The following is a 14,075-nucleotide window of genomic DNA, read 5'->3' on the forward strand; positions in this document are numbered from 1 at the left end:
CTATGGAGGCGAGCCAGCGCAACCGTTGCTCACTTTCGCGAAGTGCATTTTCAAAAGTCGCTTTTTCGCGTCATAGGGATGATCCCCTGGTCCAGAAGCTCTGCGGGCCTTGACGGCAAAATCATAGCACCAATGTTCCGTCCAGCATTGACCCGCCAACGTAGAAATCTGGTGCCAGTCCATGAGGTCGCCTTTGGGTCATTTTCGACGGTTTCAGCGGAGATTGTCGGTTGGCTGATATCCGCTTCTACCCCGTAAGCGTCCAACCGGAGCGTTGCGTCTGGCCAGATCCCTGTGATTCAAGCTTCCAAACTGGGGCTTGAATCATGTCGCTACGAACTCGCCGATTATGAATGGAATGCCATCAAGCCCATCCTGCCGAACAAGCCGCGTGGCGTTCCTCGGGTTAACGACCGTCGTGTTCTCGATGGCATCTTCTGGGTCTTGCGCTCTGGAGCACCTTGGCGTGATCTGCCCGGGAGGTTGGTCCGGATACCACTTGGCTACAACGGCTTCGTCCGTTGGCGGCGGGCTGGTGTCTGGGGCCGCATCATAGACGCACTTGCTGCTGCGCACGAATACTGTCCAAATGATCGACACCTCGATTGTCCGCGTGCATCAGCATGGATGCCTGCATCACTAGGACTCGGCGCCAATCGATGGGAAGGGTACGCGGCGGCTTGACGACTAAAATCCAGGCGGCGGTCGATAGCAATGGTTTGCCAGTACGGCTGGCGTTGAGCTCCGGCGAGGACCACGACATTCGACTTGCCGGAAAACTGCTCTCCCGGGTCAATGACGCCGACTAGATAAGGGAACTGGCTATGAAAAAAGGGGCGTGGGCTGACATCCCGCCGAAGAGCAATCGCAGCGATCCGATCTGCTTCAGCCCGTACCTTTATCGCACTCGCGCGGTGGTCAGCGTCAAGTCTACCCGTACTATCGCGCCTTCTGAGCTTCTGAGCAGAGTAATTGCAGAAGTACGAGGTTGTGCAGCGAGTAGTCACGCCTTTCGGCAGACGCGGCGAGCAATCCACCTTATCCTAAGCCCATCGCCTGTGACCTGGCGGTGGCTAGGCAGGACAGATCTTTCAGGGCAGTCCGACCCAGCGCCCCCGGCGATTATCGTCACCTTCACTCTGACTAGCCGAGCTGCTGAGATCACAGGTCTTTCCCCCGGCGCCCACTCCGAGAAGGCCTGCCCCGTCTCGCCGCCGGCGTAAGTGCGGTGTCTCGCGTTCGCACATAGCATCTATCCATTTAGAAAAAAGCCGTGCGTTTGAACGATTGGTAACAGCTCGTGATAGTTGTGGATGATGTGGTCCGGCTTCGCAGCTCGCAAGCGCGACTCGGAAACAAATCCACCGGTAATGGATATGCTTATCAGTCCAAGGCTTCGTGCAATATTCGTTTCTACTGGCATATCCCCGATGATGAAGGTTGTCTCGGGATTTATATCATTTTGCTCCATATATCGCCGAAGTCTCTCCCCTTTGCTCATCGTTTTATACTGTGTGGCACGGCTTTCAAAGGCCAGAACGCCGTTGAAGTAGCGATCAATTCCGAGCCTTTGCAATTGAGCAACAAGGGGCGCAACTATATGGTTGCTCACTATGATGGACGACGCCGCTTCTTGGCGCACCAATTCCAGCATTGCGCGCGCACCTATGCGTAACTCCGCTTTATCGGCTAGCGGCTCGTACGTATCATGAAAGATTGCGCCCCCATCGTGATCTACGGCTGCGACTTCCTCTTCTGACATTCCGACATTTCGGAAAAGAATGGAGAGTGGGACATCGGAATGATCCCGAAAGGTGTCCAGATCGATCGTCGGGCGTCCGAAGCGCTCCAAGATAGTGTTCGTCGTTTGCAGTAGCGCATTGGCATCGTCAAGCAACGTGCCATTCCAATCAAAAACAAAAACTGGCTTCATGCTTCGGGCCTCAGGCAGCGCTATAGTGGTCAGCCACCAGGTTATGCAAGTCTCTATTTGCGCGCGTTTGCCCTGCAGGAGTTGGCATTTCGAACGTAAAGGGTGACAAATCTATTCCCTCGCTCCCACGCGGCAGCAACGATGTGAGACGCGGGAAGGGTAAGTAAGTCACAGTTGCCGCATTGATCGAGGCCGCAATTCTTCCTTCAATGGTTTTGAGGACATGCGGCTCGATATCTTTAAATAGTAGGCTTTGCTTCCGCTGTTGAGCGGACAGTCCCTTCCATGTCCGCCAGAAGGCCAGCTCATCGATGGTCTCAATATTCACGCCGTAGTAATTTGGAGCCACGATAGGCGGTGAGCCGATTCCCCAATGGACAGCTTTGACACCCGCCGCAAGAAGCATATTCGTTACGGTACGACTGGTATCGCCCCGAATGAGGGCTTCATCGGCGATAAGTATCGTGCGTTTGTCGACGTCAGTCGAAGCCAAACGGTATTTGTGAGCAATACGGCGCTTGCGCTCACTGCTTGGGCCGATGAGAGTTCGTTCAGAGATTTGAGTCTCGATGACTTCACGCCGTTCGGCGCTAACCCCGCGTGCTACGAGAGATGAAAATAAGCCGTCAGCGTAGGGCCCTCCGGTATGAGGCATGGACGCGACGATGATTGGAGTGGCGTCCGGCTGTGTGGGAAGCCGACGCGCAATAAGATCACCCAGCGAGAAACCGATACTGTAACGAGTTTCGAAGTGAGATCGGCCCTGGATCGACGTATCCGGACTTCCGAGGTAAAGAGTTTCGTAGGCGCAAAGCTTGGCGGCGCGTTGAGAATCGCTGACACAACGATCGAGGCAATGCCCCTTTTTGCCATCCACATATTTGATGTAGCCGGGGACGATTTGGTCTGCCTTGCCCCGAAGTCCGACAAAGGCGCAATTTTCCGACGCAAAGAGCAAGAATCCATCGTCCGTCTGCATGAACTCCAAAGGACGCAAACCATATCTATTGCGGAACGCAATCAGATTTCCTTCGATGTCCAGCAAAAGCGCACTGATAGCACCGTCAATGCGCTCATCAATCTCACGAAAGACGTTCTCATAGTTGACCCGCAGGCCTTGGCGCCAATAATCCCTTTCACAAATGTGTTCAACCAGCTTGAGCAACAGTTCGGCATCCGTCCGACCATCGAGGGTGCGACCTTGGGCAACCAGTTCTGCCCTAACCTCACGGGCATTTACTAACGCTCCGTCCAAAGAAATTGTCAGTTGAGGGGAGGTGGCCCTGAGATTTGGAGTCGGTTGATCGTCGCTCTCACCCTCTGTGCAAAGTCGACCGCGAACATGAGCGATCGCCACATGGGGGGTGAACTCCAGATCCTGCTCATCACTCTCGATCGCACGCAGTTCGTGTGATGGCCGAGACGCAGCTTTATATCGAACGCCTTTGTTGTGCATAAAGGCGGCGATGCCGACTCCTGCCTGTCCACGAAGTGAGAGCTTCGGAAGCATGTGCTTGAGCCGATCATAAACCGTCTGCTGGGAACTGCTCCAAGGCAATAGAAAAGCGGCAGCGATACCTGACATGCTGGTAACCCTCATGTAGCGTCCGTGTCGCGAGCCCGTCACAAGCGGACGTAATCCGCCGACCCGAGAAGACATAGTCCTGCCTTTAAGCAAGCTTCGTACCAGCGTTTAGCAATTTGGCCCGGCCATCAAACCCACAGGTGTCGAGATTCAGGCCATCTCAATCTCTATGGCCGGACAACTGAGCTGGCGATTTTGCGACAATCCGTCTGAAGGGCAACAAGCTCGTATGAGAAATAACAAAGCTAAAGCTGCTCTATCATTCGAACGGCAGCGCGCGAAGACATCACTGAGTCGCCTTGATGTATTCTTAAGGCGGCTCTTCATGAACGCGTAACTGAGTGTCACCCACCTCTGCCCACCGATCGGCGAGATCAATGTGTTGTCCTCGTCCATAGCAAGGCCGCATGGCGCAGCTCGCGCTCTTGGATGGTCATCCCAGTTATGAGCCACAACGCTCGGCATTGCTCTCGAACGCATCAAGCCCGGCCATCCGCAGCAGAACGGCCGTCATGAGCGCATGCATCTCACGCTCAAACAGGAAACCACCGGGCCGCCGGGCGCCAATAGCCTGCAGCAGCAAGAGCGCTTCGATGCCTTCCTCCACGAGTTCAATACCGAGCGTTCCCATGAGGCGCTCAACATGAAATGCCCCGCTGAGCTCTACACCGCCTCAACGATTCACTATGCCGGCCTGCCGGAGCTGACTTATGCGTTCCACGATCGCGAGGTGCTCGTCGCCGCCTGGAGACGGCTCTGCCTGCAAAGCAAACCGCGGCCGCTGAAGGCCAGGCCGAACCGTTCGAACAATTCGGGATCCGTCCGTGAACCCCGCACGACCGCCGGAAAACGATCACGACGTTCCTGGAAGACCGCGGACTGGCCGGCGGTGCGAGCGCGATACTTGGCCACAAGCAACCGAACTCGGACTCTAGCCGGGAGGAGCGCGAGAGGCTCGCTCCGGTCACGGAGCAGCACTACAGCAACTCGCAACGCATTCGATTGAAGGCTGACAGCATGCCTCTGTGGGTAAAGGCCCTTCTAAGTGCCCACAATCGAGAGCAGAGGCGTTTCCCCACGGTCCTGCAACGTCGTGCTGCCGCATAGAGCCCGCCATCTCGTCCCTACAGCGCGAGGTAGCTCGCGACAATTTTAAACCGGAGAACCTCTTCGAGCTTGCTTTTCGCTAACGTCTTATCCGCGCCGTAGCTATGCAGAGTATTTGAGACCGCAAGAAGTGCAGTGCTTGCCGTCATTGGATCGTACCGCCAACTCACACCGAACCGCGAAACCTTCATTCAGCGCAAATGCACGCATCCTGGCCGCAAGATCGCGAAAAGTGGCTTGGGCGTCGCCCAATCTCTAGCTCGTCCTCACTTAGGTCAACCGGCTTAGCCGCCGCTGTTTGCACCGCTCTAACGTTGTCGTAGAGTACACTCTTATGGATCACCTCGCGCCGCAGATCGAAGAAACTTCTGAAGGGCTGCCCGACGAACGACAGCCCAGGCGATGTCACCTAGTGCGAACGCGGCAACCGCACCTCCAACGTCAGGCATACTTGGGCTCCTCTCTCATCATCCGGGGGGCGCCGCGAATCATTCGTGGTATCAAGGGCCCTATGCAGACTTTATCCTGTCGGCATGTTCTCGTGTGGCGGGTTTGCACTTAGACTTTCGGCGCACCCTATGCGCGCATCCGCAGGTTGTTATTCTATTGAGACCTTTCTCTCGGAGATTTCACAAATGCGAACGAAATTTGCATTCTTTGTTCTGCTTGTTGCAAGTTTGGTCTTTGACAACGCGCCGCTTCTGGCTGACGATGCCGCGCCCAGCAGGCTGGACGGCATTACGAAGTCCGCCCGTGATATGATGCCTTCGTTTCCGTCCGTCTCGCTGCCCTCGATGCCTGATCTGTCCCTCCCCGATTTGTCCGATCCGACCGGCAGACTAATGACCGAGTTCAACTCGTTCACCCAACAAGTGGGCGACGCTTTGCCTTTCCTTGAACAAATGGGTTATGAGGTCACCACGTTTAAAGTTACGTGGGGCTTTCCACCCAAAGCGCGTTTGCGCCTGAAGTCCAATGCCAATACCGATGCACAGAAGGTCACCGCAATAGCTGCAAAGGCTCCAAGCAGCGGCGTACTGGTGTCGGCCCTGATCTCAAGCGCGGTGACTGCCAAGCGCATTCAGAGCAGCATGAAATTGGGCACAGCCTTTCTTGAAGTGGACTTTGCCGTTCCTCCGCGCGTGAATATGAAATTTGTGAGCGCGAAGGAAGGCAGCAGAGAAGAACCGCGCGACCTCGATGACCTGGAGTTTGCCTGTCGGTAAAAGCTGATGTTTCCGATCCACTCCCTGTGGTCGCTTGAAATGCATTCCAATTATTGTCCAAGAACTTCTTTGACCCGGGCAATGGCCTTGGCAAGGCCGGTCCTGATTTCATCTCCGGGAATACGCACGGAACGGATGCCTAACGCGGCTAGCTTTTCGGTGATCGCCGCGTCCTTCGCCTTTTGCTTTGCGCGCGTATGGTGCCCGCCGTCGCAGAACACGGCGACACGCTCTTTTTCAAAGAAGAGGTCGGCTTCCGTCACAAGACCGTCTGTGTGGCGGAATTCCACGTCGTTCCAGAGATGGTACCAGGACGGAAACGTTGCCCCGTCGCTCATGATTAGCATCTGACAGGCAGGATGCAGGTTTTCCTTCGCAAGGGCCTGAATCACGAACAGCTCAATGGGAGTCTCGGCACCCCAGACGCGCCGCGCTTCGACCTGTTTGAACGGCGTGAAGAACAGCTTCCGCCGGTGCTTTTCGTACCGGACCTTCATCTGATCGGACGGCATCTTGAGGTCCATCGTGAGGACCTCGTCATCTTCAGCCAGCTCTGTCGCCAGGAAGAATTGATCAATGACAAAGCCCATTTCGTCTAGGTACCCCTTCTGTTCGCCGCCCATATAGCCGGGCAGATTTCCGGAGAGGCGCCAATCCCCGGTGAAAGGATCGTAACCTGCATACATTGGTTCGGTCGCGAGCCATGCATCCAGGTCGAGCTTAGCGACCAAGTCTATTGTGGTTTCCTGGACCTTGTCGCGCTTCGATGCAGGAATAAGCGTCATGGCGAATGGCCGGACTTGCAGCACATCGTCCACCCTGCCGGCAGGCACGCAGCTGAGGACGATGGAAATGAGCTGAAAGGTCGTGCCGCGCTTCCGGAAGAGTTCTACCTCTCCCTCACTCGGCTTGTCTTGCAACGTCCCGCCCGCCGCTTCACTCATTGCTTTCGTGACGGGTTGGACCCCTCCAAGATCGAGCGTCGCTACCCGGATCAATTCCGGGACGGATGTCCAATCCACCTTCATGGGCAGCTTCGGCAAAATGCTATAGGCTGGGTCGGCCAGCAGCGAGGCGGGTCTGTTTTCAATCATCCGGAAAGGTTATCCCGTGAATCGCTAAATCTAAATCTGCGCTGCGCAACCGTGCATACCGATAGCGGGCAAAGCGCCTTTTGTCCGGGGTAAACTTGCCAGACTCCGCTGATCGCCTATATTCGACTGATGAACGATTCCCCAGTTTACAGCCTAACCGATTGCGATGTGCCGTCCGAGCGCCGCCCGGCGCTGGAGGCGTACCGCGCCAAGCGGCTCACATGGCTGAACTGGATGGACCACGACGCGGATCATGCAATCTAGACCACGCTTTCGGCGATGGTCTGGAATGACGTCTCGTTCCGGACGCTGGCGCATTTGGGCGCCAACGATCAGAACAGTCCGCTCACAAGCAGCCTTGTCGCTGAGAAGCTGATTAAGGGCCATGTCGCAACGCAAGTGCTCGCGATCCGGCGGCTTATGGACAGGACCAGGAATACGATCTCTCTGCGGAATCTCATCTCGATATCCGCCGCAACTATGCGCTGTTTACGCGCGAGAACTACGTCTGTCATGACGGTTTGCCCTACGACTACGAGCCCGTGATTCACGCAGAATTCGTCCAATACGCGAACAAAGGCCCCTTTTCGGGTACGATAAGTGGTCCCCAGGCATGGGGAACGTCGCAAATGGCGCATCAACAGTTTGACAGCCTCGTCGGCATCGCACCAGCAGCCCGCAAGCGTGAAGACCGGCTGCCGCGGGCGCTTCTTGACCGGATAGAAGGTTGACTCAATGACAGCGGTGCGGACGAACAGGCGAATTGGAGCCATGCCTACCTTGCCCATGCTGGCAGCGCGGAGAGCCGCAAGGCTCTTGCCGAAGCGATCATCACAAATGATCGCATCACCGCAACCGCGCGCGTGCTCGCCCGCGCCACGGAGGCTATCTCTGCGTATCTGCTGTTCGCGGGCGGCCGCTCCCACGCGTTGATGCCGACCGCCCAGTTCGATCAATTTGATCATCTCGACCGAGCGGTTATCCCCGAACCGCAGGGTCTTCATGACTTGTGGGACCGCCGTTTCCGCCCAAAGTCGGAACGCCTGACTTAGCCTGTCGGGTGACGATCTCCGCAGCGCAGAATTATCGCTTCAGGAATCGTAGCCAGCGTGACGATCCTTACGTGACTCGTTCAAAACACCAGCCAGCCGGAGACCCTCAAGGATACCTTCGATCCGCTGTTCCCGAACCGTTGCGGCAACCAGGGCGACGGCCTCGGCCTGGTCAACCGTGAACCGAACGTCACGCGACCTCTGCACCAGCGCATCGAGAAAGGAAGGAGCACTTGCGGCGTGGTGACGAAGTGTCGACACCGTTTCCTCCGCAAGATAGGTCGTCAGATCCGCACCTGGAGTTGAGATTGAACAGGTCTCGACGTCGACGCGCTGATTGATCGCTTCTCGTAGCAACGCGCTCTGCCGCTTCGCGTCCATCGCAAGCATGAACACCGCATCCGCCAGCTGTTCGCGCGGCAGATTTCTCAATGCCACAATGCGGTCCCGAATGTCCTCGCCCAAACTGTTTTCGCTCTGATTTGCTCGCCCAAGATTCTGGCGAGATTTTTTCGTTTGCTTTTGAACCATCGTCTACTCTCCGGCGGAGCGATATATCCCCCAGGAGCTCAGAACGAAAGCGCGAACTCGGCGCGGCTTGGCGGCTCAAAGTTCCGTCCGTTCGCAACGTCAAAACGCGCTTATCTCGTGATCGGATCGTGTCCTGCGCGTCGTAGACCCTGACCTGCAACATGGGAAATCGTCGCTTCGGATCCCGCGCTCCATGTTCGATGCCATCCCTCGTCTCGAACTCGTCTTTACACAACCGTCGACCATGATGGCATAGCCACTCGCCGGCAGATCTCGCGTCGAATTTCGCATCCTTGGACCCCAGATCTTGGAAGTGAGTTTCGTCTGATTGCTTAGGGTGAGTCTGGCCGTAGCGACAAGCAGCGCTGCATCTGGCAACGCACTTGTCAGCCGCAGTTTTGAAGCAATGCGGGTACGCCCCGGAACAGGAGAACCGTCATGCTCGCCAACGTTGAACCTGTGACAACGAAATAGGCGATGAGCCTTCCGCCGACTGAGCACGCCTCGTTGGCATTGCCGCCTGACATTGCGATCGTCCTCGGTTCCAACAGCTGGACGAGACATAACCTGAGTCGCGAAATCGCAAGCGGAGCAAATCTTTCGCCCGATTTACCTCTGGTTAACGACTCGGGAGCGGTGTCCTCGCGGCCTTTCCGAGATCGCCATTCGCAGGCCGATTCGCGCGCTTTCGGCAACCCGTTTGAATCCGGCGCGGCCTCGATGAGGCAATCAAGCCGGTTCGGTTCGGCTTGGATATCGCGTGGCGGTCTCAGTAAATGGTGCCGAGCTTCGCCAGTGTGAGATTGTCCATGGTGCCGGTCCCGGGCAGTCGTTGCAGGATCTGAAACGCCCTAAGCGCGTCCCGCAGCTCCTGGCTAATGCGGCCATCGATCGGCCCCGCATACAGCTTGCGAGCCTTGAGCTCGAGTTGAACTCTCATCACCACGATCTCGGGCTTTTCCGGCCTGGGTCCCAATGCCGACGGCATGGTGGGTGTTGGCGGCGGCGCGATCGCCGGGCTTGTTGCGACATCCGGCACCGGCGGTGCCGCGGGATAGGAGTGCGAGCCGCCGCTGCCCAAATAATGGCTGCTGTGGCTGGAGCGACTGCTGTGGCTCGAATGGCTGCGGTGTCCCGCGTACAGGTTCGGTCCACCGATGTAGTTGCGGCGCTCGAAGGTCAGCGGCTCTCTGTGCCGTCCGGGTTCGGTGACCAGCGGGCCGCCTGCACCGTCGACCGGCACGGCAGTTGCCACGGGTCACACAGTCCGCGGTCGCACCCGCGCGTCACACAATTCCGACCGCCTGCGAATTTCGGTTCAACCAAGTCATCATCCACAGTTCGACCTCGCATCCCAACAACTGCGGCATCGAGGAAATCAGTCCGGCCCTTGCGTGGCAGCAGGTGGGCAGTGGAGGCACTCCTGGCCACCCGCCACATGCGGCTTGCAATCAAACGCTCGGGGATGCGCCTCTACGAAATCGGACAGCTCCGCGTCGGTGATTGCCGCGACAACACGTTCAGCGTCACTCGCAGTAAATCTGCGCCCGGAATTCGGACCATTCCGATTCATTCGGCTTTGCGGCCAATGATTGCAAAACTCATGCGCGAACGTGAGGGGGCGGCTTATCTGCTTCCCGAGACTTTCAGGACACCGGCTGGGACTGCAACCGGACCATGGCCCTCTCCAAGCGGTTTACCTAATACCGCAAGAAACATGGTGTCCATGACAAGAGACCAGGTGCGCGACGGTCCAAAGTCAACTTCCACAGTTTCAGACGTTGGTTTGCGACAAAAGCTGAGACGCCGGACATCGAAAGAACGTCGTGGCGAACATCATGGGCCATGAGAGCGAGGTCGGGATCACCTTCGGCCTCTACTCGAACGCTCAATTAAAGCGACTAAAGAAGGCGTGTGTCGAATCGGTCAAACTTCCCGACTAGCAGTGAATAGCTTGGACGATACCGCTACACTTTCAATGATTTCCTAGTCGCGCTGTACTGGGGACCGACGGTGTACGGCGACGCCTCCAATATGGGATCGGGCATCGATGTGGTGAAGATTATCTGATGCTCGACCTCCGTATCATTGCTCATTTTGAGAATCAGGCGCTGGAACTGATGACTGCGTGCAGGAGTCATGCCCTTGTCCTCGATATTATCGATCAACAGAAACTTCGGATATTTCATTCTCACATCAACGCATGAGGCGAAAAGCATCGCAAGATGAAAAGCATTCTTGATAACCGTACGCGAACTGGCGGAATACCCGCGCTTTTCGTTGACAACGATTTCATTCTCGCGAAAATTGAACCTGACTCCATCAGATTGCACCGGCTCAATATCACTAGGAATGTCTCCCGCAAGAATTTCTGCGGTTATTCTTGAGATCAAATTGTAGATGGAGGACTGACGTTGCTCCTTCGCCTCGGTCCAAGCAGCAATGTTGCGCCTAAGCTCCGACAACTCCTTGTTAAGGCGCTCCTTCTGAGCAGCGAGGTCGACGACCTCCGCAGCAAGCCTCCGGTCCCTGTCGAGATCAATCAGCTCTCGATCAAAGTAGCCTACGGAGCGGGTTAGAACTTCAATTCTCGCGTCCGCCTCTGTCAGGTAGTGCCTGGACCTATCCAACAGCTCATCAGATAAGGCGCTCCTGATACGTTGCAGCCCATCGAGCCTGCGTTGAAGAGCATCCCGGTCTATCGCGCGTGTCTTTTGAAGTTCACGCGATTCCTTTAGCTGCATCTCCAGTTCATTGCGAATTCGTGCGTACCGAGAAAGATCGTGTGCCTCTCCGAGTTCGCTTTTACATAAGTGGCAATGGTGCCCGTCTGCGGCTCCTTCAATTGGAGAGAAACAGCTTGGGCAAAATGAGAACGTGAGTGGCCCAAGGCTTTTCCCGGTTGCCTGCGACTGCCTGATCTGAACTAAATTCTTTCCCAGATCGGAAATCAAAAGATCTGCATCCTCAATTGCGAGGATAAGACGATCGATGTCGCGCTGCAAAACCACGATGTCTCGACTTACCTTGTCCAGATCTCGCCGCAAGGTGCCGAGGACGGCCGACTCACCAGACGGCTTGTGGTCGGATGAGTACCTTGCTCCCCTCAACTGCTCAATTTCGTCCAATGCCTTCCGGCGCGACTCTTCAGTTTGCGCCGTCTTACTCAGAAGGTCAGAGAAATCTAGACTTTCGTCAACGCGGTGCAAAACTCGCATTAAGCCAGAGAATTGGCCTGAAGTCTCGCCGTACTCTTTGTCTAGCTGCCGTAATCTTATCTGGCTTGGATAAATTCGCTCGTCCAACACACCGCAAAGCACATCGCCTACCGCCTGCCTTCTATATGGAGAATCCCGCTCCTCCATTCTGAAGATCGCACTGACGGGCGTCATCTGATCAACATACATAAGCCGCAACAGCTGATGCATCGTGATGTTGGCGTCCTCCGTTGGGACTTCAGGAATGCCCATCGTTCTGAATAGAAGTTGGCTGAAACTCTCCTTTCCGCCGGTTCGCGCGTAAGGCAACCTGGTCCACCCCTCGGCCGCGCTCTCTATCCCATCAGCGAGCGCACCGAAGTATACCCACATAGGGACTTGTCTTGACCCTACCGATATCTCGCGGCGCAACGTCAGTACCGCACCATTGGTGGCAACCTCAGCGAAAGTTTGATCGCAGCTACCTGCCTCAGCCTTCCACTCTGTTAGATCGCCACCCAGCGCGAAGAATATCAGATCGGCAATCGTTGACTTGCCACGACTGTTTCCCTCGCTTCTGATAACGTTTACTCCCGGATGAAACACTTCGTCGTACGCGCTTTTTCCGGATTTGGTGACGACTAGACGCAGCAGCCGTAGCGATGGATCACGCCGGATCATACCGAAACTCCATCAACCTCGAACGCGCCTTCAGCCCATCCTTGCCGAGCAATGGTATCGTCGCGAGGTTCGAACCCAAGTAAGCAGCCAATTCAATGTCTTCGGAAGTCGACTGTCCGAGTAACTCCTCGGAGACAACAGCATCTGTTCTCTCCACGTTCCCACGCTTCAGTGCCTCCCCCTGAATCAGGCCGCGACCGGCAAGTGCCGCCGCAATTAGCATATGAAGGCCCTGCATTTGCGACACAAAGGTCTTTGGAGATGGCAGAGTATTGAAGCGTGACTTGGGCCCTGCTAGCCGTCGGCCCCTTCGGCCGGCCCCTCTTGGAAATTCAAAGTCGGCTAAGAGGTAGGGAAACAGAAAATATAGGTCAACAATACGCAGCGCATCAAAGGGCATCGACTTGTTCGGCACATTCTCCAGCAGCAAGAGCGCTCGGAAGACGCCGTGATAGATGTCGAATGCCGGGTGATATACAAGCATTTAGTCCCACCGAATGTGACAATTGCCAGTGAGGAAGAACGTCATGCCTCGCACATAATCCACTGCCACGTCTTTAAACTGAGGGCAGTCATCGAGCTCTTGGGATATCGGAATTGTAATCTGCTCGGAGAAGACTTTGTCTATATGAGCCCTGTCCAGACCGGCCTCGATTAGCGGACGTATCTCGGTTTCAAATCGCTCATGGATCTTTGACATAAGAGTCGCGACAATAAGCTGATACGTCGAAGAGAACACATTCGTCTTAATGTCGGCATAGACGCTCTCTTTCAGAGCTACAGCCATCGAAACCTGACGCTCGCGGCCTGCCATCTTCAATTTTTTCTCCAGACCAATAACCTTCTCGTCTTCGACACGCCGAGTGTAAATTTCCAGCTGACGTATGTATGTTGTAAGAGTTCTATCAGTGGCGGCCTCATTCTCCAGCTTGTCAAATAGCTTACGAAACACGCTTCTGGAATTGGCGCTTGGTAACTGCTGCGTAATGTGAAGGTCGCCTTCGGGGGCGTATACGTTCACATCCCGGCCACCCATATGGCCATGGACAATGTTTCCAGTTTGACTCGTGGTGAGCGCAGTGCTGGACGGCTGGTGAATCGTAAGCGCAGTACCCGAAGCCGGCCGGGACTCCTCAGTGCCGTTAGCGTTCTCGGTCAATCTCGCACATTCACGTCACGCCCGGACATGTGCCCTCTAACGGTGTTGCCGCTTTGCACGACTTTGCCTTGGCTATCGCCGGCGACGCTGTTGGCAGAGACGGAACGCCGACTTGCATCAAACCTGATTTTGACCACCACACCCGCAGCGAGGCCAGCAATAAAGGTCAATACGTGAGAAATCACATCGCCCACACGTTTCCTCCCCAGCACATCTAACGGCTACCATCAGTTGCATTTTTTGGCAATAGCGGGAGACGGGTTTCACTTCAGAAATCAACATCTTAGCCCTTCGTAGGGGCCGACCGCATCCCTCTCGGCAGCGCCAAATGGACGTACCGATGCCTAGATCTCCTCGAAGCGCTCCGCGCGGTACCCTATCTCCCAAGCGTCTTCACCGCCGACGGCCGGCGTGATTCGAAACCGTTCCGGCGCTTCAGCTGTTCGACCAGGGTGCTTGACTTCGGTAACCGCAACGCCCGGAGGCATTCTCGCCTGAAGAAGGTGTGCG

General features: G+C 55.9%; 12 protein-coding genes and 2 pseudogenes. 4 read left to right on the forward strand and 10 right to left on the reverse strand.

Features of this window, described 5'->3' with window-relative positions:
* Both AAE027_RS22910 and AAE027_RS22915 read left to right on the forward strand, forming a co-directional pair.
* Positions 1-258: hypothetical protein (locus tag AAE027_RS22910; protein ID WP_370988808.1), on the forward strand; the 258-nt coding region annotated here is incomplete at its 5' end.
* Positions 259-312: 54 nt separating this feature from the next.
* Positions 313-947 (forward strand): annotated as a pseudogene (locus AAE027_RS22915) (IS5 family transposase); the annotation flags it as partial.
* 305 nt (positions 948-1,252) lie between these two features.
* Here AAE027_RS22915 and AAE027_RS22920 read toward each other — a convergent pair.
* Both AAE027_RS22920 and AAE027_RS22925 read right to left on the reverse strand, forming a co-directional pair.
* The gene (locus AAE027_RS22920; protein ID WP_370988807.1) at positions 1,253-1,933 is read right to left on the reverse strand and encodes an HAD family hydrolase; all 681 of its coding nucleotides are present in this window, start codon (positions 1,931-1,933) and stop codon (positions 1,253-1,255) included.
* 10 nt (positions 1,934-1,943) lie between these two features.
* Entirely contained in the window at positions 1,944-3,518 is a 1,575-nt protein-coding gene (locus AAE027_RS22925; RefSeq protein WP_370988806.1) for an amidophosphoribosyltransferase, read from the reverse strand.
* Between the two features lie 457 nt (positions 3,519-3,975).
* Here AAE027_RS22925 and AAE027_RS22930 point away from each other — a divergent pair.
* Positions 3,976-4,524, forward strand: a pseudogene (locus tag AAE027_RS22930) (integrase core domain-containing protein); the annotation flags it as partial.
* Positions 4,525-5,260: 736 nt separating this feature from the next.
* Positions 5,261-5,851, forward strand: a complete 591-nt coding sequence (locus AAE027_RS22935; protein WP_370988805.1) for a hypothetical protein — start codon at positions 5,261-5,263, stop codon at positions 5,849-5,851.
* 50 nt (positions 5,852-5,901) lie between these two features.
* On the opposite strand, the gene AAE027_RS22940 is transcribed toward AAE027_RS22935, so the two are convergent.
* From AAE027_RS22940 to AAE027_RS22975, 8 genes are all read right to left on the reverse strand, one after another.
* Positions 5,902-6,945, reverse strand: coding sequence for a hypothetical protein (locus tag AAE027_RS22940; RefSeq protein ID WP_370988804.1), 1,044 nt, complete (start codon positions 6,943-6,945; stop codon positions 5,902-5,904).
* Positions 6,946-7,277: 332 nt separating this feature from the next.
* Complete coding sequence (locus AAE027_RS22945) at positions 7,278-7,949, reverse strand: hypothetical protein (protein WP_370988803.1); 672 nt, start codon at positions 7,947-7,949, stop codon at positions 7,278-7,280.
* Between the two features lie 87 nt (positions 7,950-8,036).
* Complete coding sequence (locus AAE027_RS22950; protein WP_370988802.1) at positions 8,037-8,528, reverse strand: hypothetical protein; 492 nt, start codon at positions 8,526-8,528, stop codon at positions 8,037-8,039.
* Positions 8,529-9,297: 769 nt separating this feature from the next.
* On the reverse strand, positions 9,298-9,783 hold the full coding sequence (locus tag AAE027_RS22955; RefSeq protein WP_479714242.1) for a peptidoglycan-binding protein: 486 nt from the start codon (positions 9,781-9,783) through the stop codon (positions 9,298-9,300).
* 712 nt (positions 9,784-10,495) lie between these two features.
* Positions 10,496-12,406 carry a hypothetical protein gene (locus AAE027_RS22960; RefSeq protein WP_370988800.1) on the reverse strand — a complete coding sequence of 637 codons (1,911 nt, stop codon included), beginning with the start codon at positions 12,404-12,406 and terminating at the stop codon, positions 10,496-10,498.
* Positions 12,393-12,890, reverse strand: coding sequence for an ABC-three component system middle component 5 (locus AAE027_RS22965; protein WP_370988799.1), 498 nt, complete (start codon positions 12,888-12,890; stop codon positions 12,393-12,395). Before AAE027_RS22965 ends, AAE027_RS22960 begins: the two co-directional genes overlap by 14 nt.
* Complete coding sequence (locus tag AAE027_RS22970; RefSeq protein ID WP_370988798.1) at positions 12,891-13,565, reverse strand: ABC-three component system protein; 675 nt, start codon at positions 13,563-13,565, stop codon at positions 12,891-12,893.
* Complete coding sequence (locus tag AAE027_RS22975) at positions 13,562-13,759, reverse strand: hypothetical protein (RefSeq protein ID WP_370988797.1); 198 nt, start codon at positions 13,757-13,759, stop codon at positions 13,562-13,564. The genes AAE027_RS22970 and AAE027_RS22975 overlap by 4 nt, the downstream gene beginning before the upstream one ends.
* Between the last annotated feature and the right edge of the window lie 316 nt (positions 13,760-14,075).

The organism is Bradyrhizobium sp. DN3 (assembly GCF_041357655.1).
Classification (GTDB): domain Bacteria; phylum Pseudomonadota; class Alphaproteobacteria; order Rhizobiales; family Xanthobacteraceae; genus Bradyrhizobium.

Excerpts from the sequence above, each read along its gene's own strand:
- AAE027_RS22920 (WP_370988807.1), bottom strand. The coding sequence starts at position 1,933 with ATGAAGCCAGTTTTTGTTTTTGATTGGAATGGCACGTTGCTTGACGAT.
- AAE027_RS22925 (WP_370988806.1), bottom strand. The coding sequence starts at position 3,518 with ATGTCAGGTATCGCTGCCGCTTTTCTATTGCCTTGGAGCAGTTCCCAG.
- AAE027_RS22935 (WP_370988805.1), top strand. The coding sequence starts at position 5,261 with ATGCGAACGAAATTTGCATTCTTTGTTCTGCTTGTTGCAAGTTTGGTC.
- AAE027_RS22940 (WP_370988804.1), bottom strand. The coding sequence starts at position 6,945 with ATGATTGAAAACAGACCCGCCTCGCTGCTGGCCGACCCAGCCTATAGC.
- AAE027_RS22945 (WP_370988803.1), bottom strand. The coding sequence starts at position 7,949 with ATGAAGACCCTGCGGTTCGGGGATAACCGCTCGGTCGAGATGATCAAA.
- AAE027_RS22950 (WP_370988802.1), bottom strand. The coding sequence starts at position 8,528 with ATGGTTCAAAAGCAAACGAAAAAATCTCGCCAGAATCTTGGGCGAGCA.
- AAE027_RS22960 (WP_370988800.1), bottom strand. The coding sequence starts at position 12,406 with ATGATCCGGCGTGATCCATCGCTACGGCTGCTGCGTCTAGTCGTCACC.
- AAE027_RS22965 (WP_370988799.1), bottom strand. The coding sequence starts at position 12,890 with ATGCTTGTATATCACCCGGCATTCGACATCTATCACGGCGTCTTCCGA.